The organism is Sphingobium sp. MP9-4 (genome assembly GCF_005281675.1).
In the GTDB taxonomy this organism is placed as follows: domain Bacteria; phylum Pseudomonadota; class Alphaproteobacteria; order Sphingomonadales; family Sphingomonadaceae; genus Sphingobium; species Sphingobium yanoikuyae.
The window spans coordinates 1-26,160 of sequence record NZ_LUFI01000035.1; the positions used below are offsets into that span (position 1 = coordinate 1).

General features: G+C 59.2%; 32 protein-coding genes and 1 pseudogene. 15 read left to right on the plus strand and 18 right to left on the minus strand.

Going from position 1 to position 26,160, the window contains the following annotated elements; genetic code table 11:
- Nucleotides 1-14: 14 nt before the first annotated feature.
- The 4 genes from A0U87_RS11545 to A0U87_RS11560 all read right to left on the minus strand — a co-directional run bounded on the left by A0U87_RS11545 (nucleotide 15) and on the right by A0U87_RS11560 (nucleotide 3,108).
- Entirely contained in the window at nucleotides 15-671 is a 657-nt protein-coding gene (locus A0U87_RS11545) for a DNA methyltransferase (protein ID WP_170978390.1), read from the minus strand.
- A 75-nt stretch (nucleotides 672-746) separates the two neighbouring features.
- Nucleotides 747-1,145, minus strand: coding sequence for a lysozyme (locus A0U87_RS11550; RefSeq protein ID WP_137405592.1), 399 nt, complete (start codon nucleotides 1,143-1,145; stop codon nucleotides 747-749).
- Nucleotides 1,146-1,236: 91 nt separating this feature from the next.
- The gene (locus tag A0U87_RS11555; RefSeq protein ID WP_137405571.1) at nucleotides 1,237-2,172 is read right to left on the minus strand and encodes a DNA N-6-adenine-methyltransferase; all 936 of its coding nucleotides are present in this window, start codon (nucleotides 2,170-2,172) and stop codon (nucleotides 1,237-1,239) included.
- A 30-nt stretch (nucleotides 2,173-2,202) separates the two neighbouring features.
- Entirely contained in the window at nucleotides 2,203-3,108 is a 906-nt protein-coding gene (locus A0U87_RS11560; protein ID WP_137405572.1) for a hypothetical protein, read from the minus strand.
- Between the two features lie 124 nt (nucleotides 3,109-3,232).
- Here A0U87_RS11560 and A0U87_RS11565 point away from each other — a divergent pair, with 124 nt between their 5' ends.
- Together A0U87_RS11565 and A0U87_RS11570 are read left to right on the plus strand one after the other, a co-directional pair.
- The gene (locus tag A0U87_RS11565; RefSeq protein WP_137405573.1) at nucleotides 3,233-4,042 is read left to right on the plus strand and encodes a hypothetical protein; all 810 of its coding nucleotides are present in this window, start codon (nucleotides 3,233-3,235) and stop codon (nucleotides 4,040-4,042) included.
- A gap of 112 nt (nucleotides 4,043-4,154) precedes the next feature.
- Nucleotides 4,155-5,015, plus strand: a complete 861-nt coding sequence (locus A0U87_RS11570) for a hypothetical protein (protein WP_137405574.1) — start codon at nucleotides 4,155-4,157, stop codon at nucleotides 5,013-5,015.
- Between the two features lie 259 nt (nucleotides 5,016-5,274).
- Here A0U87_RS11570 and A0U87_RS11575 read toward each other — a convergent pair whose 3' ends face one another.
- Both A0U87_RS11575 and A0U87_RS11580 read right to left on the minus strand, forming a co-directional pair.
- A complete protein-coding gene (locus A0U87_RS11575; RefSeq protein ID WP_137405575.1) occupies nucleotides 5,275-6,276 on the minus strand; it encodes a hypothetical protein in 1,002 nt (333 codons plus the stop codon).
- Nucleotides 6,273-7,694 carry a VapE domain-containing protein gene (locus A0U87_RS11580; protein ID WP_137405576.1) on the minus strand — a complete coding sequence of 474 codons (1,422 nt, stop codon included), beginning with the start codon at nucleotides 7,692-7,694 and terminating at the stop codon, nucleotides 6,273-6,275. The genes A0U87_RS11575 and A0U87_RS11580 overlap by 4 nt, the downstream gene beginning before the upstream one ends.
- A gap of 193 nt (nucleotides 7,695-7,887) precedes the next feature.
- On the opposite strand from A0U87_RS11580, the gene A0U87_RS11585 reads away from it, so the two are divergent.
- From A0U87_RS11585 to A0U87_RS11605, 5 genes are all read left to right on the plus strand, one after another.
- A complete protein-coding gene (locus A0U87_RS11585) occupies nucleotides 7,888-8,175 on the plus strand; it encodes a hypothetical protein (protein ID WP_137405577.1) in 288 nt (95 codons plus the stop codon).
- A gap of 764 nt (nucleotides 8,176-8,939) precedes the next feature.
- Nucleotides 8,940-9,305, plus strand: a complete 366-nt coding sequence (locus A0U87_RS11590) for a hypothetical protein (RefSeq protein WP_137405578.1) — start codon at nucleotides 8,940-8,942, stop codon at nucleotides 9,303-9,305.
- A gap of 149 nt (nucleotides 9,306-9,454) precedes the next feature.
- Complete coding sequence (locus A0U87_RS11595) at nucleotides 9,455-9,775, plus strand: hypothetical protein (protein ID WP_137405579.1); 321 nt, start codon at nucleotides 9,455-9,457, stop codon at nucleotides 9,773-9,775.
- A 116-nt stretch (nucleotides 9,776-9,891) separates the two neighbouring features.
- Nucleotides 9,892-10,173, plus strand: coding sequence for a hypothetical protein (locus A0U87_RS11600; protein ID WP_137405580.1), 282 nt, complete (start codon nucleotides 9,892-9,894; stop codon nucleotides 10,171-10,173).
- A 23-nt stretch (nucleotides 10,174-10,196) separates the two neighbouring features.
- On the plus strand, nucleotides 10,197-10,376 hold the full coding sequence (locus tag A0U87_RS11605; protein ID WP_137405581.1) for a hypothetical protein: 180 nt from the start codon (nucleotides 10,197-10,199) through the stop codon (nucleotides 10,374-10,376).
- Between the two features lie 450 nt (nucleotides 10,377-10,826).
- Here the strand turns inward: A0U87_RS11605 and A0U87_RS11610 are convergent, their stop codons facing one another.
- The 8 genes from A0U87_RS11610 to A0U87_RS11645 all read right to left on the minus strand — a co-directional run bounded on the left by A0U87_RS11610 (nucleotide 10,827) and on the right by A0U87_RS11645 (nucleotide 16,607).
- Nucleotides 10,827-12,113, minus strand: coding sequence for a site-specific integrase (locus tag A0U87_RS11610; protein WP_048938294.1), 1,287 nt, complete (start codon nucleotides 12,111-12,113; stop codon nucleotides 10,827-10,829).
- Between the two features lie 421 nt (nucleotides 12,114-12,534).
- Nucleotides 12,535-13,374 carry a prolipoprotein diacylglyceryl transferase gene (gene lgt / locus A0U87_RS11615; RefSeq protein ID WP_082395462.1) on the minus strand — a complete coding sequence of 280 codons (840 nt, stop codon included), beginning with the start codon at nucleotides 13,372-13,374 and terminating at the stop codon, nucleotides 12,535-12,537.
- Between the two features lie 47 nt (nucleotides 13,375-13,421).
- On the minus strand, nucleotides 13,422-13,808 hold the full coding sequence (locus A0U87_RS11620; RefSeq protein WP_054725933.1) for a rhodanese-like domain-containing protein: 387 nt from the start codon (nucleotides 13,806-13,808) through the stop codon (nucleotides 13,422-13,424).
- A gap of 36 nt (nucleotides 13,809-13,844) precedes the next feature.
- Nucleotides 13,845-14,594: an MBL fold metallo-hydrolase gene (locus A0U87_RS11625; RefSeq protein ID WP_137405582.1), complete on the minus strand. Its 750-nt coding sequence runs from the start codon at nucleotides 14,592-14,594 to the stop codon at nucleotides 13,845-13,847.
- Nucleotides 14,595-14,613: 19 nt separating this feature from the next.
- Nucleotides 14,614-15,393 (minus strand): sulfite exporter TauE/SafE family protein, encoded by a 780-nt coding sequence (locus A0U87_RS11630; protein WP_137405583.1) that lies wholly within the window; start codon nucleotides 15,391-15,393, stop codon nucleotides 14,614-14,616.
- A complete protein-coding gene (locus A0U87_RS11635; protein WP_137405584.1) occupies nucleotides 15,390-15,833 on the minus strand; it encodes a DUF6691 family protein in 444 nt (147 codons plus the stop codon). The genes A0U87_RS11630 and A0U87_RS11635 overlap by 4 nt, the downstream gene beginning before the upstream one ends.
- Nucleotides 15,834-15,837: 4 nt before the next feature.
- Entirely contained in the window at nucleotides 15,838-16,263 is a 426-nt protein-coding gene (locus A0U87_RS11640; protein WP_137405585.1) for a YeeE/YedE family protein, read from the minus strand.
- A 2-nt stretch (nucleotides 16,264-16,265) separates the two neighbouring features.
- On the minus strand, nucleotides 16,266-16,607 hold the full coding sequence (locus A0U87_RS11645) for a metalloregulator ArsR/SmtB family transcription factor (protein ID WP_240700551.1): 342 nt from the start codon (nucleotides 16,605-16,607) through the stop codon (nucleotides 16,266-16,268).
- Nucleotides 16,608-16,830: 223 nt separating this feature from the next.
- Here A0U87_RS11645 and A0U87_RS11650 point away from each other — a divergent pair, with 223 nt between their 5' ends.
- Nucleotides 16,831-18,303: a multicopper oxidase domain-containing protein gene (locus tag A0U87_RS11650; protein WP_137405586.1), complete on the plus strand. Its 1,473-nt coding sequence runs from the start codon at nucleotides 16,831-16,833 to the stop codon at nucleotides 18,301-18,303.
- 192 nt (nucleotides 18,304-18,495) lie between these two features.
- Here the strand turns inward: A0U87_RS11650 and A0U87_RS11660 are convergent, their stop codons facing one another.
- Nucleotides 18,496-18,693, minus strand: coding sequence for a hypothetical protein (locus A0U87_RS11660; RefSeq protein ID WP_058818195.1), 198 nt, complete (start codon nucleotides 18,691-18,693; stop codon nucleotides 18,496-18,498).
- Nucleotides 18,694-19,257: 564 nt separating this feature from the next.
- Between A0U87_RS11660 and A0U87_RS11670 the strand changes: the two genes are divergently transcribed.
- Together A0U87_RS11670 and A0U87_RS11675 are read left to right on the plus strand one after the other, a co-directional pair.
- A complete protein-coding gene (locus tag A0U87_RS11670; RefSeq protein ID WP_137405587.1) occupies nucleotides 19,258-20,571 on the plus strand; it encodes a type II restriction endonuclease in 1,314 nt (437 codons plus the stop codon).
- A 105-nt stretch (nucleotides 20,572-20,676) separates the two neighbouring features.
- Nucleotides 20,677-20,976 carry a four-helix bundle copper-binding protein gene (locus tag A0U87_RS11675; RefSeq protein WP_240700552.1) on the plus strand — a complete coding sequence of 100 codons (300 nt, stop codon included), beginning with the start codon at nucleotides 20,677-20,679 and terminating at the stop codon, nucleotides 20,974-20,976.
- A gap of 116 nt (nucleotides 20,977-21,092) precedes the next feature.
- Here the strand turns inward: A0U87_RS11675 and A0U87_RS11680 are convergent.
- Nucleotides 21,093-21,899 (minus strand): annotated as a pseudogene (locus A0U87_RS11680) (FTR1 family protein); the annotation flags it as partial.
- Entirely contained in the window at nucleotides 21,872-22,981 is a 1,110-nt protein-coding gene (locus tag A0U87_RS11685; RefSeq protein WP_346763661.1) for a TonB-dependent receptor plug domain-containing protein, read from the minus strand. The gene A0U87_RS11685 and the pseudogene A0U87_RS11680, both read right to left, overlap by 28 nt.
- A gap of 54 nt (nucleotides 22,982-23,035) precedes the next feature.
- On the opposite strand from A0U87_RS11685, the gene A0U87_RS11690 reads away from it, so the two are divergent.
- Together A0U87_RS11690 and A0U87_RS11695 are read left to right on the plus strand one after the other, a co-directional pair.
- Complete coding sequence (locus tag A0U87_RS11690; RefSeq protein ID WP_137405588.1) at nucleotides 23,036-23,518, plus strand: hypothetical protein; 483 nt, start codon at nucleotides 23,036-23,038, stop codon at nucleotides 23,516-23,518.
- Between the two features lie 202 nt (nucleotides 23,519-23,720).
- Entirely contained in the window at nucleotides 23,721-24,056 is a 336-nt protein-coding gene (locus A0U87_RS11695) for a recombinase family protein (RefSeq protein WP_199739963.1), read from the plus strand.
- A 584-nt stretch (nucleotides 24,057-24,640) separates the two neighbouring features.
- Here A0U87_RS11695 and A0U87_RS11700 read toward each other — a convergent pair.
- A complete protein-coding gene (locus A0U87_RS11700) occupies nucleotides 24,641-25,054 on the minus strand; it encodes a helix-turn-helix domain-containing protein (protein ID WP_234716096.1) in 414 nt (137 codons plus the stop codon).
- Nucleotides 25,055-25,128: 74 nt separating this feature from the next.
- Here A0U87_RS11700 and A0U87_RS11705 point away from each other — a divergent pair, with 74 nt between their 5' ends.
- Genes A0U87_RS11705 through merF form a run of 3 tightly spaced genes read left to right on the plus strand, consistent with a single transcriptional unit; the run spans nucleotide 25,129 to nucleotide 26,104 of the window.
- Complete coding sequence (locus A0U87_RS11705; protein WP_054725884.1) at nucleotides 25,129-25,527, plus strand: mercuric transporter MerT family protein; 399 nt, start codon at nucleotides 25,129-25,131, stop codon at nucleotides 25,525-25,527.
- 32 nt (nucleotides 25,528-25,559) lie between these two features.
- A complete protein-coding gene (locus tag A0U87_RS26440; protein WP_054725882.1) occupies nucleotides 25,560-25,895 on the plus strand; it encodes a cation transporter in 336 nt (111 codons plus the stop codon).
- A gap of 5 nt (nucleotides 25,896-25,900) precedes the next feature.
- The gene (gene merF, locus A0U87_RS26445; protein ID WP_201030916.1) at nucleotides 25,901-26,104 is read left to right on the plus strand and encodes a mercury resistance system transport protein MerF; all 204 of its coding nucleotides are present in this window, start codon (nucleotides 25,901-25,903) and stop codon (nucleotides 26,102-26,104) included.
- Nucleotides 26,105-26,160: the final 56 nt, after the last annotated feature.

Sequence of the window (26,160 nt, forward strand, 5' to 3'; positions counted from 1 at the left end):
GGGCTCCGCCCTCCCTACGCCGCGCGCTGCGCAAGGCGCGTTCCTCGACCTTCCTGCCATCCTTGAAAAGGGGTCCCTTTTGCGCGCCGATCGGGGGTCCCGTTTGCACGCCGATTGACAGTATTGTCGAGAACAGTCTGCCCCTCGTCAGTGTAGGTGCGGATCAAATATTCCATCAGCGCGACGGGCTTTTGGGTGGGATGCAGGCCACGTTCATGATTGAACTTCAATATTGAAGTCGGATGACGCTCCCCACTGCTGACGGATTCAGTTTGCGTATGATGGCCGTAATTCGAAGTTCGCTTCCCAGTTTGCGTTCGATAGGGCTTATGCCCCTGCGTTTTCTGCGGGTTGTAAGTCGGCAAACGCCGGTAGAATACCATGATGTCCTCGTGGGAACGCAGCGGCATGCGGTTCGCATTGAGGAAGCCGGTTGGCATCGTTTTCTGCCACACGAGCGAATAACGAAACATCGAAGGATTGCTGGCCACAAGAGAAGAGGAAAAAGGCTGCTGAGACGTGAGAACGATCGCAGCATTCTCTTTTGCAATCCGCCGATAATGGTCCCACAATGGCTCCAGCGGAATGATTTCATCCCATGAATTTCGGGTAACAGCATAGGGCAAATCCGCGAGGATCATATCGACAGATTGATCAGCAATATCGGTCATTAGGTCGAGGCAATCTCCCAGCCTCAGGTCAAAGTTCATCCGATATTTAGCGTCACCGGTTTGCGGTGACTTGGGTCAGGACAGATATAGCGCCGCCTCCGCTGCCCGCCGCTTGATCAAGCCCCGCAGCACTTTGCCGCCGCCAAATTTCCACTTCGCGAATTCACGCGCCGCACCCGCATATTCGGCTGCCAAATGCCTTTTAAGCAGCGTAGATTTCGCCAGTGCGTCGATACCGAGATTGTAAGCAAAACTGACAAGCGCCCCCCGTTGGTTCGCCGTCGTCCTCGCCTTCCCTAGCAGCGTGAGAACAGCCGTTTCGAATGCGTCATATTCCTCGATCAGCCATGCATCGGCCTGCTTCTGCGTGCAGGTGTCACCGGCTTTGACTTTGGTCGTGCGCCCCCAACCTATGGTCCAGATGCCCGCTGGGCATCGGTAAGCCCTGAGTTTGCAGCCCTCGAACTGCTTAATCGTGGATAGCCCAGCGCGGGCATTTACATGTGGTTCATTCTAATAATTAGCCCATCGTCAGAAAATGATCAGAAAACAGATCACTTTTTGATCATTCGGCCAAAATCTGCCCTATCGTCAAAACTTGACATGATCCCTCATCAGTTTTTGACGAACGTGGCAGCCACGTTGCATCGATGCGCGATTTGAGACGATCCAACTGGTCAGATGACGCGCCAAAGATGACGAGCATGATACCAAATGGCGTCTGCTCTCGACGCGAGTCCGGCGTGATAAACTTGATCCGGCCACGCAACAGGGCAACGTCGGCCTCTACAGTAATGACATCGTGGAAGAACCGAGACTCGGTGCGCGCAGGCACCAACATTATCACCGTTTTCGCGTTACGCCTCTGCACCTCATCGTGCGCCTTTCGGACCCATTTTAGCTGGGATGAAAACGGGGGATTGCACCAGACCGTTTCAGCCATCCATGGCAGCGCCAGACCGTCTTCCCCGCGCTCATCGAACAGGAACATCCGGTCGCACTGGACAAACGCATCCGGGTGCCCCGCCACGTCGAGACCAATGCGGCCAAACGCATAATAAATATGATCGAGGAACTCAGAAGGTGTGAAACGACTGTCACGGCCGTGCGTCCGGGCAACAGACCAGTGGGACCGGACAGGCGCGCGGCGGCGAACATTGCGACCGATCGCCGCCATCAATTTAAGCAAACTTGCGATCGTTCCCTGCCCAGCTTCCAAAGCCGCGACCGTATGCCAAGCCAGTCCTGCTTTCGCGGCTGTATCTTTGACGGTCAGGCCAAGCGCTATCCGACGATTGCGCAATTGGGCTGGGAAATTGTGGCCATGAGAAAGGCCCGCGACATGATAGTCGACCGCCGCCATGATCAGGATGAGGTTTTCCACGCGGCCACGTCCGGCCTCTATGCGGACGATATTCTGCTCAGGAATGCCGATAAGCTGGGCAAGCGCGCGGCGGGATAGACCTTTGTTTTCGCGGGCTTCACGGATTTCATCGAGCATGATGCGCGATATGAGCGGCCAGAGGATTAATCAATCACCGTCAGATAGCCAATCCATTTGCGGCCGCCCATCATGATTGGGCAGGAAGACGAACCACGCATAGTCCCAGACATTCGATTTGATCCTATCGCCGCTGTCCACTTCCCACTGCGGCCGCTTCGGCAGATTGAGAACGTGCGCCAACCCCGCCGTCCGAAGCCACTTCGATCGCTTTTGAGTCGATTGCCATCCGATGGATTGAAGTATGCAGATGGGGCCGCTGACATGCATTTTCGCCCGTTCGACGAACTCCTGCGCGCGGGTGAAAGGCGGATTGGTGATGAGGAAGTCACTTCGCGGCGGATCGTCCATCGTGAGATAATCGGCCACGGTGACCTGCCCAATGTCGGCCAGCTTCGCCGCCTCTTCATCGCGGATGTCATTGGCCCAATGCGGCCCCATATTTCCCCGCGAAATGATTTCCCGGAGCATCCTGCCATCACCAGCCGATGGGTCGCAGCCTCGACCCACGAACCATTCCGGCCGATAGTCCAACAGGGGCAGATAGGCGTAGGCTGGGGTGCGAAACACTTCGTATTGTTCGCTGCGCGCGCGGATCGTTTTGGCCGCCTTAGCGCCCTTTTTAGCGCGCTCCCGTGGCGGCTGCGGTGCCTCCTCCCCCATCCGCGCCAACGCCCTCAACACCGTATTATGCGTCACAGGGCCGCCACGCGCCGCACGATGACCAGCCGAGTTGAGTGCTCGTACAATGTCGCGGATCGGCGCGCCGTGCATGTTGAAAATGACTTCTAGCAGTGGGCGGGATCGCTCGTGCGCATCCGCGGTGCGACGCATCTGGCTCTCGATGATGCCGGGTCTGAATTTTGGCTTTGGACTAAACGAATTAGGCATCGCAGGCGCACTAAACGAACGGAATTGGTTGGCAAGGTCGAGCAATTCCCCCCCATATCTCATCATCCCAATCAGGCGGCTCGACCAACCAGTAAATTTGGCAATGCCGTAGCTCGTTGTTTGCACGGCAGAAATCTGCCGGTATCGGTGCGGGCAGATCGGGGGACAAATGGCGAAACTGACCAAAACTCAAAAGCACGTTTATGTGGAGAATGACGGCGAATATCGTGCCACCTATTTTGGCACACCCAAGGTATTTTGGTTCATTGCCGATCAACTTAATGTCCGGGCGTCGACTGAAGCGCGGCACAACCTTGATTATAAAAATGATCCTTGGGACCAATTTGCGCCGAATGGCGAAGCTTTCCGTCCCCTTGGACAACGTGCGCCGTTGGCATTTCACGTTAATACCGCAATGCGCCGTTCCATTTCCGCCACCTTGCAGCCGGATAAATACGTCAGCTTCGCGAAAATTAGCGAAGCGGGCCTGACGCCCCACGAAGGCTCTATCCGCCTCCACATCAAAGGAACCGACGACGAAACGACAGAACAGCCTCACGGCAGTGTCTGGCTAGCCCCAGCAGCCGAGGGCTTGGGAGAGGAAGAGATATACGTTAGTCTCGTTCTGGAAGAAACGAACCTCGACGCCATCTGCCGAGAACTCGCTGATAGACCCGCATCTATTCTCCGCGCTTGCGTCAAATTCGCGGCATATCAGGAAGACATGGACCGCAAATATGGCGGTGGAGGGGGCATATTCGGAGTGGAGGAGGATGCGGACATACCCATCATCGAAGCCACTCTTGAAGTAGTTGATGATTGGCGGAATCCGGCCGTTGCCACTAAAGCCGACCTACCTGCGGTGGTGGGCCCTGAGCAGCCACGAAATGATCAGCCCAATTTCACTGAACTGGTTAAAAGGATGAACTTCGCAGTTGCCCTTCTTGCCATCCTGATTTTGGTCGCCATCCTGAAATAGGACCGCATTGCATTGAGTTCCGCCACATAGACTTGACGTGACGCTAAGCCCCTGCTTCACCCAGCAAACTCATAGAACGGTCGGAAATTCTGTGGGAACGGGGGGGAATTACATGCGTGAATTTATCGCCTTATTGTTCATGCTTGCATTTTTCGCAGGAGCGTGGGGCATCATCAAGCCTTACAAGGGGCTATCGAGAAAGAAGTTCGTCCTAATCACGATTTGCTGCTTCATCGCGATCGGTATAATTGCCCCATCGCCAACTCCGGAACAGCAAGCAAAAAGGGACGCGGAAGCAAAGGCCGCGCAGATCGCCGAAGTCGAGGCTGGGCAAAACGAAATCCTCGCGAAAGCCAAAGCTGGCATGGAAAGCGTGACGAAATATACCAAGGACGATTTCGAAGACACCTACGCCAAGGTTGGGGCTGGCGCGTTCAAGCGGCTGAACGAGCTTGAGCCCGGCGCGATATATGCGGCCGCCGAAAGCAAAAATTGCGATGCAGTTTCGGTCGGGGCGGTTTCGCTCAAAATGAGCCGCAAGGATAAGCCTATGTGGTTTGTCGATTGTTCAAACGGTAATCGCTTCATGATTGATACCGCGCAGGCGGAAGCCGCCATGCAACGATTCAAGGATAAAAAGCTGGTCGCGACCGACCTCGAACAGTCATGCACCGACAAGACCGTCTCGATGTGCAGCGCATCAAAGGCCCAGAAATCGGCCAAAGAGGTTGAGGTTGTCACCTTCTGCGACATGACAGTCCAGAAAGCCCTCGTCGGCGATAGCAGCATGGACTGGGGCTGGGATTATGGCTTCGGCGACGATGATACGATCCGTGTTGCCCGCGACTTCAAGGCCGAGAACGCATTTGGGGCGAAGCTGAAGCATCGCTATTTTTGCGATTTCAATGCGGCGACCCAGCGGATTGAGAAGTTGGTAATCGAAGGGCCGTTCGGATCGCAAAAGATCATCTGAAGCGTAGGAACCCGTCACATGTGACGGGTTCTTCATCTAACCCGTCACACCAAAACCCACGGTTTTCTGCGGTTTTTCGCGCCGTGTGACGGGTGTGATGGGTATGACTGGCTTTTTCCATTCCTCCGGCTGTTTTTATTTTATCTAATTTATCTGAACGAACGAAAAGTACCCATCACACCCGTCACACCCGTCACAATGGCGGTTTTCTGCGGGTTTCAGGTGTGACGGGTTGGCAAAAGTGTGACGGGTATACCCGTCACATATAGCGGGCTGACATCGTTTTCCGCAGCGCCGCCAGCGCGCGGGCATCATCATCGAGAACCTGCCCCAGCGCCCAATCCATCGCACGCGCAGCTTCCCGCGCTAGGTCAGACTTTCGCTTTCCACCTAACACGGCGTCCATATTGGCAGCCAACCGCTCCATATCCCACGCCGTCACCGCAATATTCTTGCGGATCGCCCGCGCTGAACACGCGCACAAAAAGCGCCATAGCCTGCCGCCCTTTGGTGCCATCAACGCCTTTTCCACCGCTCCCGCTGGTATGATTGGTGACGTCTCAAGGCAGGCCAAATCCCCCTCGACCAACATCTTATCGGCCATTCTCGCTCGCGCGGAAGCGACATCCACTGAAGTCGCCGCGACCTTGACCGGCGCAGGCGGCACCAACGCGAACACAGCATCGACATCGAGCGGCCGCCGCTCTGGTGACGCGATAAAACGATTGTCGGCCCCTATCCATTTTCGTGGCTCGAAGAACAGGCGTGCGATATCCTTGGTCTGCTGGTCAACCTTTCCACGCAGCCATTCATTGCAGCCGATCCAGAACGTGGCCCATTCCAACGGCCCCACGCGTTCGGAGAGCGGCATCAACAACCGCATGCATTCGCGGCCTACACGGCTGCTGGCGGTCGTGTAGATGACATATGTGACACCTTCGCCATCCAGCCATTCGGCCAGACCATCGACCGTCCACGCGTCTGGATCAGTGCCATCTTTGTTGTCGATATCCAGCCCGACCCAGTCAGCGCCGAGGGCGAAGTCATTTCCACGATTTCGCCCCTCCTCGAACTCGGCCATCGATATCGCGTAGGTACGAACTTTGTCCGCTGGGTCGGTCTCAACTTTTGAAGCCGTCCGCAACATATCAACGAATTCGCCCCAACCGCATCGCGCTCGATAGGGGCGAAAGCCGGGGACGATTTCCCCAGCCTTCTCGCCCTTGGTCACCATATGAGTACCAAACATCGAAACGATCACTTAACGGCCCTCAAAGCGCTGGGGCCGCGCAGAACATAGACAGCGCCTTTGCGATCCTTTTCCTTGGTCAGCTTGGCATCCTCGCCCGCGTTGCGGAGCAGGCGACCCAGTTCGATGGAGAACTGGTCCAACGTCTTCGACACTGGATCGCGGTCGCCGGTCACGGCACGACGGTGGCTCAGATAATCATCGTAGAGGTCTTTGATCCGCAGTTTTTCGCCAGCTTGGATGGTCCCAGCGCTATATTCGCCGAGATTGTCGATCCAATCTTCGACCGGCGAACGATAGCGTGAGGCGGCCTGTATCTGCGCCACTTCTGAGCGGTACTCCTCAAGCGGATCGGCATCCGTATGCTTGACTGACTGCCATGCGGCCGACCAGTCCAGCTTTTGAAGATAGCCCTCAGGTGGTCGCTTGAACCTCAGGCCGAAAAACCGCCGCGCGCCTGTTTCGTCGCGGATATTTTCCTCCACTTCCTTGTTGGATGCGCCAATCAGAGTGGCACATTGGCGGACCTGCTGGGCACCGTTGGTTCGCATGGGACGGCGATCCAGCGTGTCCGCCGTGATGACATGCTTGACAGCTTCCACGTCGGAGCGACTGGCATATGACATCTCGTCCAGAAACAGGATCGAAGATGACCAAAGCTCTATGTTGCGGTCGTCGGTCAGTGCTTTGAAATCGGTCTGGCGCGTGAGTTCGCGCAGCGGGCTGATCAGTTGGTCTATGAAGTAGCTTTTGCCTTCGCCCTGCGGCCCGACCAAAATCGGCATAAGGTGCCACCCCACCTTGGCCCCGTTCATTTTGGAAACGACCTGATGGACAAACTTTTTCAAAACCGCTGCGACCAGTTCGGGCGACATATCTGCAGTGTGAAAACAGTTCCGCGCGACATCGATCCAGTCGAAATCGGCGAGCGGAGCGATAGATTGCCTTATCGCCGAAAAACGCGCGTTTTTGGCCTGCTCAAACCATTTGTCGGCCGCATCGTTGATCGCATCGCGACTGAGGTCTAGCCGCAGGCTGTCGGCAGTGATGCGCGCATCACGCGCGAGACTGGTGATCAGCATGCTAGTGCGTGCGCCCGCGTCCAAATCGATCGCGGTCAGCAGGCCGTTATATGTTACGCGCGCCTGCCGCAGGTGGACCAGCAACTCCACCAGCCCAACCGCATTGTCAGGATAGCGACCCAACGACTCAATCACACCTGCGCGGTGCTGCGCCTTGGCTACGTCCCGATCGCGGATCAGTTCGCGCCCCTTGGCCTTCGCCCACCGCAGGAAGGGCTTGTTTGTGGTCTCATATTCCTCGCCCCACTGGAGCGGCAGCAGCACTTCATGGGCGGACGGCTTGTCGTCAGCGTCGATGCGCTTTTCCAGCGCCTGCTTATGTTTATCGATAACCTCAACGTAATTCATAAATCTCCCAAAACAGATAAAAAATAACCAGCCCGGTGGTGGTCGGGCTGGCTATCGTTTTGGAATATTCTTTGAGGTGATAATTGGACTTTAGATTACTCACCAATCCGTTGTCCATATTATTTATCAAATATCGCTTCAAACTTTACCAAGTCCGCCACCACAGCGTTCTTGATATTATTTATACGGAAACATGTTTTCCGATGTCCATAAACTTATGAACGCCATTTCCAACATTGAGGATAAATACTTTCGGAATATATTTGAGGTGACTATCATGAATACCCCTGCTTCCCGCCGCCGTACAGGCTGGGATATGACTTCCGATGAACTCAATGAGGCAATCGCCAATCTGCCACGCTTCCGGCGCACCGATGACCTTTATGGAGCGCACCTGTCGCGTGTCCGCTGGGCGCGCCGCGATCCCAATGCGCCGGTCATGACGTTGGCCGAGGTCAAGGCGTCGCTTGGCATGAAGTGATTTCGCGCCCGGCCGCTTCCCAACACTTCATCGATAAATATCTGTGATCAAATGGGTGGGGCCATCGTTCGACATGACGATGGCCCCGTTTCGTTGAGTGCATAATCGGAAGTGACTTCCAACCTTGCCCGGAAACATTTCCAAATCTGGAAGTCACTTCCGATCGCGCGGCAACTGCAAACACATAGATCGGAAGTCACTTCCAACGTCAAAAACAGCCCCAAATCATTCTCGAATCACCCCCTTGACCGCACCTGCGATTCGTGCCGCTTTCGGCTTGAAACTTGGAAGTCACTTCCGAAAAAATGAAGTTGAAATCTGGACGATTGACCTAATCCGCATTTTATCGCGTATTTTCAACAGATTGAGGAGATCGACATTTCACAATTGGTGGTAAGATTTGGATTGAAGTAATTTCCCCGCCGGCCTATAAAGAGAAATATTGGGAGCATTCTCGCCTAGTGTTGACTAGGCTTGAGCAGCTGTTATTATTCGGCTCACCAGATGAGCACGGATCACACATGACTTACACCCGCCTACAAGCCGCCCAGCGCCTTTCATCAGCCCCGCGACGTTTGATCGTCGCCGGCGTGAAGGCGTCATCCCTGCCCCTCTAGAAAGCATCCGCACGACCCCGATGGTCTGGGACAAGGATGCGATCGACCGGCTGGTCACAGCCTAACCACCACCTGACAATTTGAAACCTATCCGGGGGCGCAATGCGCTTCCGAAGACGGGAAAACTATATCGAGAGAGAGTTTCACATGATTGCGAACACCGCCACCACTACCAACGACGACACCTTCCGCTTCTTCGCCCCTCGCGTCACAGTCACCGCTGGTCAACTTTCGGTGATACGGGCTTTGGCTATCGCGAGCCTGTGCGGGTTCGGTTCCGTCGAAATGAACGAACTGACCGATGTGTTCGATTTGGATTGGGACGACGTTCTGGACGCGCGCGATTACCAGAACGAAGAATTCGTCGGCCTTGATCTTTACCGTGATGAAAAGGGTAACGACGTCGACGCGCTTGTTCTGGAGGAACCGGGCCATCTTTATTTGAAGGCGTGCGGCATGTGGGCCGAAATCATCGAAGCCGCCGAAGTGCTGAAGCCAATGCTTCCACTCTGATCTGAACTTGATTTTGACGGCACCCGACAGCGGATGCCTACGACAACTAAAATCTAAAATTGGAGGGCACCCCGGCAGCGGGTGCCTATGCCGTCCGGGACCACACTGCGGTTCTGGAGACGGGAGAACTTTGAATAAAGGAAATGAGAATGAATAACGAAACCGCAGAAATCACCATCACGGACGATTTTGGTGCCGATCTGGCATTCGCTGGTCTGGAACTGGGCGACTTCTATCATGAACAGAATGGCTACGGACGTTGGGTTACCGTCTACCAGACCGCTGCGGGTCAATACGCTGCGGCCCTGTATTCCGACCGTTACAACGAAGATATCCAGCGACGTGCTGTTTCGGCTGCCACCGCCAACGAACTGGCTGACGCCATCCTCGACATCGACCATCGCTTTCTGACTGCAATCAAGCGGGCATTCAAAGATGCCGAACTGGTTTGGGCCAAGCGCGTCGACTGATGATCCGGGGAGGCCCTGACCTCCCCCACCATTCCCGAAAAACTTTAACGACACCGTCCGGGGAGCGGCGCGACCCGGCATCGGCACCTTTGCGCCCAACTGAAAAGGAAATACCTATGAACATCGACCCACGCCTCACCTTCGATGACATCATCAATTACGCGCGTTGCGGAGCAATGGCTTCACACATTGGCCATCACATGGTGGCCGGAACGCCCCACCCGTCCGCTGACGACCGCCTCACCAAGTTGCGTGATGCTATGGCCAATCTGGTCATCGAACAATCTCGCAACCAGAGTAACGCCGCCGAAGCCTTCGCCGACGTCGAACGTCTCCGCGAGAATTGCACGGCCGATCGTGCCGCCGCCGCTAAACTCAATATTTTGGCTGTCTGCTGATCCGATCAAACAGGGGGACCATCGTGAACAAGCATCAGCCCGACCATGCCAACCAGCCCGCCAACGACAATGTGATCGCATTTCCCGCGTCGCGCCGTGTGCGCCCTGTCGAGGAACCGCGTTTCGAGGTTTCGGGCTTTTGGTGGACCGCGTCAGAATGGGCGGAATATGAGGCCCATGTCCGAGAGAGCTTCGGGATTTGAAGTGGACGATCCGATCATGCTGAAAGGGTTCGGTCTCCCAGCGAATAACCGGATCGCCCATCCAACCTTTACAACGACCTTCACCGGCCGTCGACACAAAAAGGCCCGGTCGGGCCGGGCCTAGGGGAGAAGCATCGTGATTTTCAGAGCAGCCCAATCCTACGTCTTTGCATTTCCTTAGCAACAGAAAAATGGCCCGACGCTATGGTCGCCGGGCCATTGAAGTCGCTGCTGCCAAATTCGGATCGTCGAAAAAAGCGATCTGTTGTGATGAGCATGATGACACTGAATTGAGAATTTTTCGTTAAGGCTTTGACCCGTTGATATCCTCATGACAAAAAATCGGCCCGACAATGCCGGGCCGTAATCTTCGGAGGAAGATAAGTTTAAGGTTGCCGCACTGCGGTCGCTGAACGCGCAGCATGGACAATATGAAGAACGGTCAACATCTCATTTTGTTGCTTGCTTTGACGCTTTCACAATTTTGTCGAGATGATCGGCCCAGAGCATTAGCGCGCGCCGTTTCTCTGCATAATAATCGTTACGATCGTAGGTGCCTTCCACTCCGCGAATGATGTGGCTTAGCACCCGTTCAATGTGATCCTTGGCGATGAGACGATTGCCGCCTTCATCGCGTAAGCCGTTCATCATTGTCGACACAGTGCGCCGCAGGTCGTGAAACGACCAATGCGCCACTTCAATACCATCGGCCGACGCGAGCTTGGAAACCGCCGCCTTGATCGCGGCCTGCCGCTTGGAAAAGCCAGTCAAATGATTGTCACCGTCAGCGGCCGCGAACAGGTAGCGCGATGTCGTTGCCTTCAAGCGCCGCTCAACGATCTTCCACGCCTGCGGTGAGAGCGGGACGACGTGCGCGCGATTGTGCTTCATCCGATCTGCGCTGATCGTGATGTGACGCGCGTTGATATCCACCTCTGAGCGAAGCGCCCCGAATATCTCATTCTTCCGCTGTCCCGTCAGAAGCGCGAGCCGATATGCATCTGTCCAAATCTGGTCTTCCGCTTCCAACGCCGTCAGCAGGTAGCGGATTTCGTTTTCCGTGAGATATCGGTCCCGCGCCCGTAGCTGAGAGATAGGCAAGTCTTCTGCTGGATTAGTCCTGAGGCCCGTGGCGCGCTTCTCCAATTTTGCCCACCGGAAAAATGCTTTGATGTAGCGCGTGGTCGAATTTGCCGCCCCCATATAGCCATCATCGCGCAGCCCTTGGATGACATCGTAAAGCACCTCTTCGGTCACTTCATTCATCATCGTGTCACCTATCTCGTCAGCCCATTGCCTCTTCCACATTCCCTCCTTCTCGATGATCGTCCGGGGCTTGTTACGCGCTTTTCCGTGAACGTTGGTTCCTGCCTTCAGGCCGCCGATATAGCGATCCCAAGCTTGCTGACAGGTCATACCCGCGCGCTTTGCCTCAACCGCTGGAGTAGCATCCGTGGCCGCCACGCCAGCGCCATATTTGACGTGGACATCAACGCCTGCATCGTGATCAGCTTGGATCGCACCAGCCTTTGCCCGAGCGTCCGCCAGCCCCACGGCTGGAAACTTACCCAGCGTGAGCGTCCGAGGCACACCATTCACCCGCGCCTGCCACGTCCAAGTTTTGCTAAATTTGGTGACCACGAGAGCGAGCCGGTTACCCTTGGGATCGAGGTATCTCGCATTTTCCTGCTTGAGGCCAACCAGCCCCTGATGATTCCATTTTACGTCCATGCTCATCGTCCATGCACAGCATACGCCAAGCAGGGAGGAAGACCGATTCACGCGACGCTGTTGTATGCTGTCGCTTTCTGTCGTCCTGACCGTATGCCACGCCGTATGCTACGAGGCGTTGCCGCCCCTGTTAGCAACAAGGTCAGAGCTTCAAATCTTTGATTTTATTGGAGAAAATGGTGCCCCGTGCAGGATAAACATAACGAATATGTGTCGCCGTTTGCACTACCTTAGAGCGGGCGGACGCCGCCGACGCCAGCCTGGCGCCGTCTCCCACAGCCATTGGCGCTACTGCTTAGGCGAGATATCTGGCCGCTAGGGACCTAATGTTCGGGGGGCGAAGCTACGGTTGAATCGATCGATGTTCAATCGCGTAGGTTGATCGCTGCCATTCCAGCGGAGCGCAGATCTGCCCGATGCGAGCACGTCACTGGCTTCGGGTAACTTGAGCCGGGTGATCGACTGACCGCTGCCATGCTGCGGCAACGAGGTAGATCCCTGCCGCAATCATAGGCACCGTGAGCCACTGACCCATGTGAAGCCCTGTTCTGGCTGCGAAGCCGACAAGCTGGGCATCGGGTTCTCGGAAGAACTCGACCGTAAATCGGGCCAGACCATAGCCGATGAGAAACACCCCGACGAGCATCCCCGGCTTGCGCCGCGCGTCGGTGAACCAGAACAGGAAGGCGAGCACGGCGAACAGGACCAACCCTTCCAGCCCGGCTTCGTAAAGCTGGCTGGGATGGCGGGCGAGACCATCATGGCTTCCGGGGAACACAATCGCCCAGGGCACATCGGTGGGCTTTCCCCAAAGCTCGCCATTCACGAAATTGGCGAGACGACCGAAGAACAGGCCGATCGGCACGGTGCAGGCGACATAATCATGGACCCGCAGCCATTCGAGGCCGTGTCGTCGCGCGAACAGGATCAGCGCGAGCGAGACGCCGGCGGCACCCCCGTGGAACGACATGCCGCCATCCCACAGCTTGAGGATTTGCAGGGGGTGGAGGATCATCTCGGGACCGTAGAAGATTACATAGCCAAGGCGGCCACCCAGGATGACGCCGAGCGTCGCATAGAATACGAGATCATCAGCCTGCTGGCGGTTCATCGGGGCCGCGGGTTGGGCCAGCAGCCGCAACAGATACCACCATCCGGCAATAATGCCGGCGATATAGGCGAGCGAGTACCAGCGGATGTCTAGCGGGCCTATGGAGATGGCAATCGGGCTCAATCCGAGGCTGGCAAATGCGATATGGCTATCCAAGGATTGTATCCTGCCAGCGAGGACGGGTGCTCGAGCGCGCCATGGGATTACTCCGGTGCGATTGAAGCGCCGGCATCCTTGAGCGCCGCGAACCCGCCGGGGACGTGGGCGACATTCTCCACGCCCATATCCTTGAGTGATTTTGCGGCAAGCGCTGAGCGGGCGCCGGACCCACAATAGAGCACCAACCGCGATCCGGCGGCGAGTTTGGGATTGTGGGTGGGGCTTTGAGGATCGACCTGGAATTCCAGAAGGCCGCGCGGGACATGTACCGCACCAGACACCAGCCCTGACTTCGCGACTTCACCTGGCTCGCGGATGTCAACGAACCGTACCTCGGGATTGCCGACAAGTTTGGCTGCATCCTCAGGCGCGATAGTTTCGACAAGGGCATTCGCTTCAGAAACGAGCTGCTTCGAGGTGCGTGTTGGCATCGACTTTCTCCTGTAAATGAACCTGAAGCGGATCGCTCAGCCCTGCTCGGACTTGCCGCCTATTTGGCGTAGCCGCTCCGGCAAATCTGTTGGGCAATCACCGCAAAGCTTGTTTGCCGGAACGGCAACGTCGATCTTCTTCGGGTAGGGAAGATCGAGAGCCGCCATGATCGCGACAAATTCCTGAACGGTCTTGCCGGCAAGGCGCGGGTTTCGCTCACGCTCCTGCGCCACTGTCGTGATGTGGCGATGATTGTAGTCGTGAGCGGGGAAGATCAGACCGTCGCCCGGCAGCGTGAAAATCTTCTGCGTGACCGAGTGATAGAGCGTGGCGGCGTCACCGTTCTGGAAATCGGTCCGCCCACAGCCGTCGATCAGCAGGGCGTCGCCAGTAAAGGCGCGAAGACCATCGGGCTGATCGACCAGGTAGGTATGGTGGGCATCGGTGTGCCCCGGCGTAAACAGCGGCTGAAGCTTGAGCGCGCCGACAGTCAGAGGCTGGTCCTCGGCGACCCCCACGTCAGCACAGGGAAGGCCGTCCATGGCGGGATACGCGATCTTGGAGCCGGTAAGGCTGCGCAGATAGCAGGCCGATGTGACGTGGTCCGCATGCACATGCGTCTCCAACGTATAGGCCAGTTCGAGATCCAGTTCCTGAAGCGCGGCAAGGTCGCGTTCGATCGTTTCGAGGACAGGATCGATCAGGACGGCTTTGCGCGTCTCCGGGCAACCGAGGAGGTAGGTGTAGGTTGAGGACTCGGGTTCGAACAACTGACGAAAGATCATGATCGGTCTCCAATGGTGCTTAGCTGCCGATCCCGCCCAGGCTGCGGAACAGCATGTAGGCGGCCACGGCCAGCAGAACGAAAGCGAAGATGCGGGTGAGCAGGCCCTTATGATCGGCGAGCCGGATGGCCGTTTGCATGCCGGCGATGCCGCCAGCGACCCCGCCAGCGATGAAGAAGCCGGCCACGCGCCAGTCCACGAGGCCTGACAGGGCATAGTTGAAGGCTGTCGCCGAGCCGAACGCTCCCACCGAAAACAGCGACGATCCGACCGCGTTGAGGATGGGCATGCCGCTGCCGAGCATGATGCCGGGCACAATCAGGAAGCCGCCGCCGATGCCGAAGAACCCTGACAGCAGGCCGGCAAGAAGGCCGATCACCACGAGCCGGACAGCGATTGGCCGCGTGATCCGCACGTCCGGATCGCCGCCCCCGGATTTGCCGCGCAGCATGGAAACCCCGACCACGATCATCACGCCCGCGAACAGCACCAGGAGATGCTGACCCGCCACCATCTTGCCCAGGGTGGAGCCGATGAGGGCGCCGATGACGCCCGACGCCCCAAAGACGAGGGCACAGGGCCACTTCACGGTTCCGGCCCGGGCGTGCTGGACCAGGTTGGCGAAGGCATTGGCGGCGACCGCCAGCGCGCTGGTACCGATCGCGACGTGCGGGTCCTTCATGCCCACGACATACAGCAGCAATGGCAGAGCCAGGATCGAGCCGCCGCCGCCGATCACCCCGAGGGTGAAGCCGACGAGGACGCCGGATATGAGCGTGAGGATGTCGACCGGAGTCATGGGTTGGCTCCGGCCCTGGCCGCGCGATAGCGTTCCTGAACGGCGAAGACGCCCATGCCCACCAGCATCGCCATGACGAACACCAGCGCCGCCGGCGCCCCGAGGCTCAGGGCGACCAGGGCCGGACCAGGGCAGTAGCCGACGAGGCCCCATCCGACGCCGAACAAAGCCGCGCCGGAGAGAAGTTTCTTGTCCAGGGACCGGGTCGATGGCCCATTGAACGTGGTTGCGAAAAGCGGAGCATTGCGCCTTCGGCCAAGTGCAAATCCCAAGGCGGAAACCATGACGGCCGAGGCCAGCACCAGGGCCAGGCTCGGGTCCCATGACGGCGCGGCGACATCGAGAAACGCCAGCACCTTGCCTGGGCTGATCATGGCCGAGACGATCAGGCCGAAGCCGAAAATGAGCCCCGAGGCGAGCGCGATGAGCAGCTTACTCATTGTCTCAGAGCTCCACGACGTGCCGAGCGACGTACACGGTCGCAGCCGCTGTGATGAGGAAGATGCCGGTCGCGGCAAGCGAGCGGGGCGAAAGCCTCGCTATTCCGCAGACGCCATGGCCGCTGGTGCAACCACTCCCAAGCCGAGTCCCAAATCCCACGAGAAGGCCGGCTGCGATCACGACGGCGACTGGGGCCGACGACGTGAGGTCCGGCAGCACGCCGCCCGCCGCCCGGTAGAGCAAGGACGCAGCGAACAGGCCGACCAGGAACATTCCGCGCCACGCCACATCGCCGCGAACGGGCGCAAGCACGCCCCCGACGACGCCACTGATACCGGCAATGCGCCCGTTGGCGATCCATAGGAGGGAGGCCGAGAGGCCGATGAGCGCGCCGCCCACGATGGCCGAAAATGGGGTGAATCCCTCCATCGTCAGGATTCTCCTTGTTCAGCATCGGCGCCAGCACAAAAGAGTGCGTAGAGTTCCGTCAGGATCGGCAGCACGCGTTCGGACGTGATGCGGTAGAAGATCGTTGTTTTCTCCCGCCGCGTGCCGACCAGGCCCTCGTCGCGCAGCGTGGCAAGGTGGCGGGACAAATTGGATTGTGTCAGCCCTAGGCGCTCGCCCAGTTCGGTTACCGACAACTCCCCGCCGAGCAGGCTGCACAGGATCATCAAACGGTGCCGGCTCGCCAGCGAACGGAGGAACGCTTCTGCTTCGCCGGCCTTTTCCTCCAGAAGTTCTGGGGACATCTTAACGAGAGAAGGTGGCACGATTGCTCCAAGCATCTTATATGCAGCATATATGATGGATGAGAGTTCGATCAAGCCAGCTTAGGAGTTTCTCGTGCGCTACTATTTCGCCAGACTATCGCGGCATCCCTCGAGGAAAGCGGCCCTGCGCGCTATTGAAGCGCTAGAGCGTGGGCGACCGATGCCGATCGACAAGGCTGCCGGTGGCGCTTCCAAGCTGCGCTACACGCAGGGCCAGATTTAGATGCTCGATCGACGTTCGCTGTTGGCCGGCGGAGCGGCATTGTTCGCCACCACTGCTTGTTCGCGCTCCACCCCGGCTATCGACAGGGGTGGTGCAAACCCCCTTCCGATGCCGCCGCTGCTCGATGCGCAGCCTGGGCGGTCGTTCGCGCTACAGGTCCAGTCCGGAACGACTTCATTTTATCCAAGCCGTCCGAGCAGCACGCTCGGGTATAATGGCAGCTATCTCGGACCGACGATCAGAGTGCGTCGTGGCGACGACGTGGCGGCTGCCGTGACCAACGGGCTTAACGCGGACACGACTGTGCACTGGCACGGGCTTCTGATCCCCGGAGAGCTGGATGGCGGCCCCCATCAGATCATCGCGCCGGGCGCGACCTGGCGGCCCACGCTCCCGATCCGGCAGCCGGCAGCGACCCTCCTTTATCACTCACACGTCCATGGGTTGACGGCCGAGCAAGTCTATTCAGGTCTGGCAGGGGCGTTGCTGGTAACCGACGATGAAGAGCAGGGCCTGGGGCTCCCGTCAGAATATGGCGTGGATGACCTGCCCCTGATCATCCAGGATCGCCAGTTTGAAAATGGTCGCCTCGTCATGCCAGGCGGCATGATGGTCGCTATGCAGGGCCGGCGCGGCGACACGATCCTTGTGAACGGGGCGGTAAACTCACTGGCGGCAGTGCCAACCCGGTTGGTTCGCCTGCGGCTCGTCAATGCATCGAACGCCCGGATCTATGAGCTGTCGTTTTCCGATCGGCGAAGCTTTCACTGGATCGGAACCGAAGGGGGGCTGCTCGAACGGGCAGTAGCACTGGAGGCCATAACCTTGGCGCCGGGCCAACGCGCCGAGCTTCTCGTGGACTTCACGGATGGTAGACCCGCCTCGCTCGTGACGGCGACTGATTCCAACAGTTCGATGATGGGCGGCATGGGTATGATGGGCCGCGGCGCCGGGAGGACCGATGCCGCGGCGCCAGCGACCGTGCTGCGGTTTGAACCACGGCCGTCGGGACAGGCTCGTGCCAGCGCCGCCGTGCCCACCCTACTGGCATCACGAACTCGGCCCGACGCCGGCAAGGCGGTGCGCCGTCGCCGACTGATCCTCAACATGGGCATGGGCGGCATGATGGGCTCAGGAAGAGGCGGTGGCGGCCTGACGATCAATGGCAAGCCATTCGACATGAATCGCATCGACGAGACGGTGAAGCTAGGCTCCACCGAAATATGGGAGGTGTCTGGCGAAATGATGCGCCACCCGATCCATATTCACGGCGTCCACTTTGATGTTCTCACCCGCGGGGGCGGTCAGCCCGATGTTCTCGACCAGGGGCCTCGCGACACGGTCCTCGTCAAAGAGCCGGTGGAGCTTCTAATCCGGTTTGATCAGCCGGCAAAAAACGCTCCTTTCATGTATCACTGCCATATCCTTGAACATGAGGATAATGGAATGATGGGCCAGTTCAGTGTTGCGTAGGCGGAGGCTCCCACTTCTGAAGAGTTTATGCAGCGTCTACCGTTCAACAGGAGAGCAACGTTGCCAAAAGAGCTTTTGCCGTATTTCTAATCGCGGTAACGATGCTGATGGGCGGCACCTCGCTAGCGGCAGGCCGATGACTGCCGCACATACAGGATCGCCTTGCGCTCGAGATGCTGAGCCCCGATCTTCTCAAAGATCATCGCGCATCTCCTGCAGCTCCGCGACGGGGCCGCCGTCGGCATGGGCGAGAAGCAGGCGCACGATCAATGGCGTCAGCGTCTGCCGCGTCGGCGCGGGCAGAGTCTGCCAACGCGGTGTCTGCGCGATCCCGGAACCGTGGGGCCTGGAGAACAGATCGAACTGAAACGTCATGGACTTGCGCGGCATGGAGACCTCCCCGATGTGAGTCGTGAGAGCCCGATGCTGCGCCTGAAACCAATGAAGCCGAAACCGGCCGCGTCGCCTGCAGCAGCTTCACCAAGGCAACCAGCGCGCCAATATTGACGCGGGGAGCGTGGTCGACACGCATCATGCTGCAAACCGCGCGGTCGAACATCCAGGCTGGGATCTCGAGCCAGCGATCGGCCGCCGATCCTGCGATGCTGCAACGGAAAACGCCGCACCCCGCGCGCTCGACTACTTCATGAATGTAAACCTGAAGCCCGGTCCAGGGATGCCACTGATAAAGAACTTCGCGAACGTCGGTCCCATGGGCGTTCCGTCGTCTCGTTGTACAACACCGTGCGTCCCCACAGCAGCCTCGGCGGCATGGCACCCGCCGAGTTCACCAACCGCCCCCGTCAGGGGAATGAGGACACCGAAGCTAACTTATCAGCGGCCTGAAAACGGGGAGCACGTCATTCGCGGTCCGATATGCTGAATCAAGAAGCTCGACGGTCACCGACCAGGGGCTTAGGTCTTGGTTCAGCGAATGGGGATCACACCGACAATATGGCCACGCAACCCGACCAAATTACTACCGGAGAGGATCACGGTGGCCTCGTTCGTCGTCTTATTGCCCGTTGGCGTGACGATCCTGGCGCAACCTACCGAAGCTGGTTTCTGTGGGACGAACGGTTGAAAAACTTCCGCTCGATCCGGCGTGGTATTGGCCAGGTCGTTGGTGAGATCGAGCGCGGCACGTTCGGCGTCGCCTACCGGGGATCGTCGCTCGAAACGGTCGTTCATTCCGTCGCAGAGCAGCGTCAAATTTTCAAAGGCGCCGACCACGCCTTTCTCTGGAAACCGAAGCTCCGCATACCCGATATCTACGAAAACCCGGAGAACCAGCGGGCGTTCGGTCACTTGCTCGACGCCTGTTCGTGTTGCGACACGGCCGAGGAAATTATTGGCCATATCCACACGATCGATCGCTTGAAGATCAAGGGGCTCGGGCCAGCGGTCGCCAACCTGCTCTATTTTCTTCACCCGACGCTGGTGCCGCCCTTCAACACCGCGATCGTCAAAGGCTACAACGCGCTGACCGGCGCGAAGGTGAAGCTCGGGAGCTGGGAGCATTTTCTGGCGATGCGGTCGGGTGTACTCGACTTGAACGATCGCCACCGCGACCTGCTATCGAACGACCTGGGTGCGATTGGCGGCTTGCTGTTCGACATCGGCTTCGATCGCTACCCGGCCCCTCCTCTCGATGTTAGCGGCGAGGCGCTGGCAAGTTGGGGACAACGGCTTGAGACGGCGCGCGAGGAGGCGCGCACGCTCAGCAAGGCGGCGCTACGCGAAGGCGAGAACGAGCGCACCCATACTGAAATCCAAGCATGGCTTCGCGATCTAGGACTCGCGCTCGGCTATGACGTGTGGAGCGCATCGAACGACCGCAGCCGTGCCTTCAATGGATCGCCGTTGGGACATGGGTGCCTTGAGCGCCTGCCCGCCTCCATCGCAACCTCCAAGGGGGCGGATTCCATCCGTCTAATCGACGTGCTGTGGCTTGAGCGCGGCGGCGATCACGTCGCGGCAGCGTTCGAGGTCGAGCATTCGACGTCGATCTACTCGGGCATTGTGCGCATGCTCGACTTGGCGCTGAGCGGCAGCGACCTCCACGCGACCGCAGGGCTGTTTCTGGTCGCACCCGACGCCCGCGAGGCGGATGTCCGCGCGCAGTTACAGCGTCCCGCGTTCAGCCGCGTCGCCGATCTCGACATATCGTATCTTCCCTACGGCGAGCTGGAGAGAAACCGCGAGGCCATCGCCCGGTTCGGCTCGGGGCTGAAAGCGATCAAAGCCATCTCCAGCAAGCTGGCTTGATCGATTGAGGTAAGGGGTACGCGCGCGCGCCGCGTATTTTCAAATGGGCGGGGGCTCAGCCGGAGATGAATGATGCACCAGATCAACCTCGACATGAAGGCGTGCATGGACGCCTGCCACGAATGTTATGTGACCTGCCTTCACATGGCGATGAACCATTGTCTGGAAATGGGCGGGAAGCACGCCGCGCCCGAGCACATGAAGATCATGGCCGATTGTGCGCAGATTTGCGCGGTCGCGATCGACTTCATGGCGCGGAAATCTGAGCATCACCGGCATATCTGCCGCGAGTGCGCTGAGATTTGCCTGGCGTGCGCGTCGAGCTGCGAAGGGCTGGACGGCATGGAGGATTGCGTCGCCGCGTGCCGCAAGTGCGCCGAGGCTTGCGACAAGATGGCCGCGTAAATGGCCCAAGGGCGGCGCTTTCTCCGCCGCCCTCCCGTTACATCGCGCGTGAGACGGTGCATTGCACGGTCAGGGTTGCGGCAACGCTTTAGAGAGGGGCGTTGTCTGCCCTGCCGCTAGTAGGCTAGCGGCCCGACCGCCCGCGGCTTGGCGCGGCGGTTCCAGGCAAACCCGATCACGATCGCGGCAAGCATCAGGAGTTGTGCCAGCACCGACTGAAATGTCGGGAACAGGCCCAACATCGAGATACGTGGCACGCTGGCGAGCGGCGCTATGTCGATGATCCCCGCCTCTTGGAGGGCAGCGACTCCCTTACCGGCCAGCACGACCGTCAGAGCGGCCATCAGCCACGAGCTGTAGCGGAAGAACTGCGTAATCGGGAGCGTCCGGCTGTAGCGGAGCATTGCCCAGGCGATGACGGCGAGAAGGCTGATCGCTGCGCCGGCCCCGGCCAGCAGCATCGCGGTGTTCCCCTGTGTCGAGAGCGCGGCGTAGAAAAGGATCGTCTCGAATACTTCCCGATAAACTACCAGGAACGCGAGCCCGAACAGGAACCATCCCGACCCGCCCGAGAGCGCGCGAGACATTTTCTCGCGGATATAGCGTTGCCATTGATCAGCTTGTGCCTTGCCATGCATCCAGATTCCGACCGAGAGCAGGACCACGGCCGCGAACAGCGACCCAAATCCTTCCGTCAGTTCCCGGCTCGCGCCGCTGATCCCGATTGCATAGGTGGCAACCGCCCAGGTAAGCCCGCCCGCAACGAGCGCTCCGATCCAGCCACCATGCACATAACGCATGGCTTCCGGCCGCTCCGCTTTGCGGAGGAACGCGATCATGGCGACCACGATCAGGAGAGCTTCCAGCCCTTCGCGCAGCAGGATTGTGAAGGCTCCTAAGAAGGTGGACGCCTGCGTCGCGGCGTGGTGACGGTCCAGACAAGGTCGTTCTGGTTGAAGAAGTTCTTGCGCGTCGTGGGATCGCTATAGGCTTCGATGCCGACGCTTTGGATGCCGACGCGCGGCGTGACCGGGGTCACCGCAAAGGCGTTCCGATAGAGCTTGTCATAGTCGCCGTACAGGACCCGACTGGTCAGGGTCAGGTTGTCGCTGAACCGATGCTCGATGCGCCCGCTCAGGACCTTGGCCTCGAAATCGCTGACGTTGAAACCCGGAACACCGAAGAAGGTGTCGCGGAAGCCGGTGAGGGGGCGTGACGGGCTCGTCAGAGAGCCCTGCGCAGCCGAGGGGACGCCTCGATCGATCGTGCGCTTGTCATTGTTATATTCGAACCCCAGGTCGATCCGGGTGGTGCCACCGAGGGATAGGGCAAAGGTCGGATTGATCGCAATCCGGCGTCCGTCGTAGAAATCGCGGTTGCTGTTGAACTCCTCGTAAACGGCGTTCAGCCGAGCGGAGGCGGATTCGCCGATCGGCTGGTTGATGTCGGTGTCGACATACCATGCGCCATATGTGTCCGCCGAGCCGCTGCCGCTGATGAAGGCGTTGGCAACGGGGCGCTTGGTGACGCGGTTGACGATCCCACCCCCACCGCCGCGCCCGAAGATCATCGCGTTGGGGCCTTTCAGGACCTCGATCCGCTCTGCATTGTAGAGGCCGCGGTAATATTGCACATCGTCACGCAGGCCGTCGACGAAGAAGTCCGCGGTGCTGTTATTGCCGCGCAGGATGATCTGATCGCGGTGGCCCTCGCCCTGAGAGATCACCGCGCCGGGGACATAGCGAAGCACGTCGGCGATCGAGCGCATCGCCTGGTCGTCAATCTGCGCCTCGGTGATGATCGACGCCGCCTGCGGAACGTCCTTGAGACTGGTCGGTGTGCGGGTGGCGGTGCTGGTCGCGTCGACTTGGTAGCCGTCCCGGACGCCGGTGACGATGATTGTTTGGCGGGCGTCCGTAGCCGGGATGGCTGGCTGATCCTGAGCCGCTGCGGGCACGGCCATCATTCCAAGGCCTAGCGCACCGCATAATCTACTTTTCCTCATTTCACCCCCTTTGCGAATCGTTCTCAATCATTGACGCGCCCTATGCTAATGCGAATGCATCGCAATAGCGACTCTGATGAAATATGGGCGATGACGGTGATGGTGCGCATGGACCCCAATGCAGGGGACGCCGAGCGGATCGTGGTGCGGCTGCTGCGCCGCTACGCGGCGTGCCGGCAACTCGGTGAGCAACCCCTGCCGCCGCTCACCAGACTAGGGGGCGAGTTCGGGATTCCGGCTCCTGCGGTGGTCGCCCTGGCCAGCGTTTTTCAACTCACTGAAGGATGCCTTGGCCGGGCATTGGTTGCCGAATGCTGTTGTAATCCAATGCTCAGCGCGGACGAGCGCGCGCTGTTGCTGCTTCTTACGCGAACGTACGCTGAGCCGGCTTTGGGCAGCTCAGATATACCGCAGGGTTTGCCAGGTGCGCTTGTCTGGGCTGTTGCGAGCGCACGCCGGCTTCTCAATCCATCGTTTCCAGAGCGGATGAATGGCGCCAGCCAGCCTTCAATGGCAATGTGTACCTCCGCAAGATGACATGAAGGGTCCAGCCACGATTTCCCCCCTGTCTAGCATGTGATAATGTCCTATCTCCCGTCTCCCGCGAACGCTCGTTCGCGGGAGAGCCGCACCGATGGCGGCGGAAGGCTCTGGAAATGGCCCTTCAGCCTCCGAAAACAGTCCCTCGGTTCAGTCTCCGAAATCCGGCTAGGTTCTGGCAAGGTTCAGGAGAAGGCCTTTGCTCGTCGGCTATGTGCGCGTGTCCACCAGGGATCAGTCCCTGCCCCCCCAACGAGACGCGCTCCGGGAAGCCGGGTGCGGGTGGGTGTTCATGGAGACGCCGTCGGGAGCGCAACGCGACAGCCCGGAGTTGAAAGGCGCCCTTGACTATCTCCGTGCCGGCGAGAAGCTGGCGTTGTGGAAGCTCGACCGGCTGGCGCGCTCCGTCCGACAGTTCGTTGAGACGGACGAAGATTTCGCCAAGCGCGAGAGCGGTCTTCGGGGGCTCACCCGGGCGATCGACACCACCAGCCCCGGCGGGCGGCTCGTGTTCCACGGCGACGGGCGGAGGTGAGGTTGGCTAGTTTATCAACGCCGCTCAGATGCCCGCAATGTGCCGCCGCCTGCACTACGTCAGGGTACTCTGGGCGGTGGCTGAGATGAAATGGCGGCAAGCGGCGGTATTTGGCGCGCCCCGCCGGATAAACATAACGAATATGCGTCGCCGTTTGCACTACCCTAGCAACGCCTGAGGCCGCCGCTCTCCGCAAATGACCGCCGCATCTGTGCGTAGACGCTACTGCTAACGGCGAGAGGTGGCCGTATACCGACAGGCCGGGTTGAGTTTGCCGCGCGCAAGTACCGGGCGTTCAAAAAGGCGATTGGCCGTCGCCGACACCTAACGACCGGCTACCTGCAGGAGACAATTCGGCGCCCCCTGCAGAATCGACCCATGTCTTTTGGCCGATACTTGTCGCCTCTCTTTATCTAAGAGGCAGAGCGCCAGCACGGCGGCGCCGAATGGGGCGGATAGTGTGGCGAGCCTGCGGCCGCCGCAATTAGCGAATAGCAAGCGGTTCTTGGCCGCACATGCGCGCCGATCGGCCAACCGCGGTTAGCCGCTAGCCCGCCAGGTGGTCGTGGCTCCTTTGGGAGGCACTATGAGGCAAGCGCATCGAGAACTGGGCAATCAGGAACGACTTCCCCCGAACATTGTGCGGCGGTCGCGGCCAGGACAGCTTCGATGCGCTTCAAGTCCCGGATTTTATTGCGTACGTCGGCAAGATGAGCCTCGGTAAGCTGCTGGACTTCGGCGCAGGTCTGGGTGCCCCTGTCGACGAGACGCAGCAAGCCCCGGATATCTTCGATGGAGAAGCCGAGCTCTCGCGCGCGTAGGATGAAGCGGAGCCGCGATACGTGTCCTTCGTTATAGACGCGATAGCCGGCGGCAGTGCGCGGGGGATCGGGCATCATGCCGATCTTCTCGTAATAGCGGACGGTCTCGAGATTGCAGCCCGTATGCTTTGCCAGCTTGGCGCGGTGCAGCCCTTCCTCAGGATTCCCGGCGGTCACGTTAAAATACCTCTTGAGCCTGTAGTCCATACAGACCTTATATGGTTCTTGAACGACAGCCAAGGTGATTCGCGATGGACGATGTCAAAGTGTATGAAGCAGGCTTGGATCCGGCGCCTTCCCGGCCAGCCGCCCGGAAGGGATGGTTTGCAGCGGGTGGAGTAATGGGCGCGGTGCTGGCGTCATCCTGCTGCCTCGCCCCGCTCGTGCTTCTAAGCCTTGGTGTGTCTGGAGCCTGGATCGGCAATCTCACCGCCCTCGAACCCTTCAAGCCCTATTTCGCGGCGGTGACGCTGGTCTTCATCGCGCTCGGCTTCTGGCACGTCTATTTCCGGACCGCGCCGGAATGCGTCGACGGCTCCTACTGCGCTCGGCCGCGCTCTTCGATCATCACCAAGTCGGCGCTCTGGATCGCAACCGTCCTGATCGCCCTGGCGCTGACGATCGATTGGTGGGCTCCGTACTTCTACTGAGCCGCCCCGTTCTACCTAGAGAGGATATACTCATGAAACGACCCTTCATCATTGCCGCCGGCGCAGTTGCGCTGACCAGTGCGGGAATCATCTCCACGGCGGCTTTCGCGCCGTTTGCCGCGCAACCGGCCAAAGCGGCGCCTGCCCGCGCTCAGACCGCGACCTTCGCGATCGAGAACATGACCTGCGCCACATGCCCAATCACCGTGAAGAAGGCGATTGCAGGCGTCACAGGCGTCCAGGCCGTCAATGTCGATTTCGATGCGAAGACCGCGACGGTCAGGTTCGACGCGTCCAAGACGACGATTGCCGCCATCGCCAGGGCCTCAACCAACGCGGGCTATCCGGCGCGCGCGACGAAGATCTGACGCGGGTGAAAGACCGGACGCTGCTCGGCGCCGGGCTTATCGGGACGGCGATAGTAGCGCTTTGCTGCTTCACGCCGGTGCTTGTGGTGCTGGCGGGCGTGGTCGGCCTGGCGGCGATCGTCGGCTACCTCGACTATGTCCTGCTGCCCGCGCTCTTATTCTTCGTCGGTCTGACCGCCTACGCCATGTGGCGCCGGCAACGGCGCTAGACGAGATCATGATTGTCGAGCCCGGAACTGCCGCGCCGACAAGATTAGCCGACCCG

Excerpts from the sequence above, each read along its gene's own strand:
- A0U87_RS11545 (WP_170978390.1), bottom strand. The coding sequence starts at position 671 with ATGACCGATATTGCTGATCAATCTGTCGATATGATCCTCGCGGATTTG.
- A0U87_RS11555 (WP_137405571.1), bottom strand. The coding sequence starts at position 2,172 with ATGCTCGATGAAATCCGTGAAGCCCGCGAAAACAAAGGTCTATCCCGC.
- A0U87_RS11565 (WP_137405573.1), top strand. The coding sequence starts at position 3,233 with ATGGCGAAACTGACCAAAACTCAAAAGCACGTTTATGTGGAGAATGAC.
- A0U87_RS11570 (WP_137405574.1), top strand. The coding sequence starts at position 4,155 with ATGCGTGAATTTATCGCCTTATTGTTCATGCTTGCATTTTTCGCAGGA.
- A0U87_RS11580 (WP_137405576.1), bottom strand. The coding sequence starts at position 7,694 with ATGAATTACGTTGAGGTTATCGATAAACATAAGCAGGCGCTGGAAAAG.
- A0U87_RS11585 (WP_137405577.1), top strand. The coding sequence starts at position 7,888 with ATGTTTTCCGATGTCCATAAACTTATGAACGCCATTTCCAACATTGAG.
- A0U87_RS11590 (WP_137405578.1), top strand. The coding sequence starts at position 8,940 with ATGATTGCGAACACCGCCACCACTACCAACGACGACACCTTCCGCTTC.
- A0U87_RS11595 (WP_137405579.1), top strand. The coding sequence starts at position 9,455 with ATGAATAACGAAACCGCAGAAATCACCATCACGGACGATTTTGGTGCC.
- A0U87_RS11600 (WP_137405580.1), top strand. The coding sequence starts at position 9,892 with ATGAACATCGACCCACGCCTCACCTTCGATGACATCATCAATTACGCG.
- A0U87_RS11610 (WP_048938294.1), bottom strand. The coding sequence starts at position 12,113 with ATGAGCATGGACGTAAAATGGAATCATCAGGGGCTGGTTGGCCTCAAG.
- A0U87_RS11620 (WP_054725933.1), bottom strand. The coding sequence starts at position 13,808 with ATGCCAACACGCACCTCGAAGCAGCTCGTTTCTGAAGCGAATGCCCTT.
- A0U87_RS11625 (WP_137405582.1), bottom strand. The coding sequence starts at position 14,594 with ATGATCTTTCGTCAGTTGTTCGAACCCGAGTCCTCAACCTACACCTAC.
- A0U87_RS11630 (WP_137405583.1), bottom strand. The coding sequence starts at position 15,393 with ATGACTCCGGTCGACATCCTCACGCTCATATCCGGCGTCCTCGTCGGC.
- A0U87_RS11635 (WP_137405584.1), bottom strand. The coding sequence starts at position 15,833 with ATGAGTAAGCTGCTCATCGCGCTCGCCTCGGGGCTCATTTTCGGCTTC.
- A0U87_RS11640 (WP_137405585.1), bottom strand. The coding sequence starts at position 16,263 with ATGGAGGGATTCACCCCATTTTCGGCCATCGTGGGCGGCGCGCTCATC.
- A0U87_RS11650 (WP_137405586.1), top strand. The coding sequence starts at position 16,831 with ATGCTCGATCGACGTTCGCTGTTGGCCGGCGGAGCGGCATTGTTCGCC.
- A0U87_RS11660 (WP_058818195.1), bottom strand. The coding sequence starts at position 18,693 with ATGCCGCGCAAGTCCATGACGTTTCAGTTCGATCTGTTCTCCAGGCCC.
- A0U87_RS11670 (WP_137405587.1), top strand. The coding sequence starts at position 19,258 with ATGGCCACGCAACCCGACCAAATTACTACCGGAGAGGATCACGGTGGC.
- A0U87_RS11675 (WP_240700552.1), top strand. The coding sequence starts at position 20,677 with ATGGACGCCTGCCACGAATGTTATGTGACCTGCCTTCACATGGCGATG.
- A0U87_RS11685 (WP_346763661.1), bottom strand. The coding sequence starts at position 22,981 with ATGAGGAAAAGTAGATTATGCGGTGCGCTAGGCCTTGGAATGATGGCC.
- A0U87_RS11690 (WP_137405588.1), top strand. The coding sequence starts at position 23,036 with ATGCATCGCAATAGCGACTCTGATGAAATATGGGCGATGACGGTGATG.
- A0U87_RS11705 (WP_054725884.1), top strand. The coding sequence starts at position 25,129 with ATGGACGATGTCAAAGTGTATGAAGCAGGCTTGGATCCGGCGCCTTCC.
- A0U87_RS26440 (WP_054725882.1), top strand. The coding sequence starts at position 25,560 with ATGAAACGACCCTTCATCATTGCCGCCGGCGCAGTTGCGCTGACCAGT.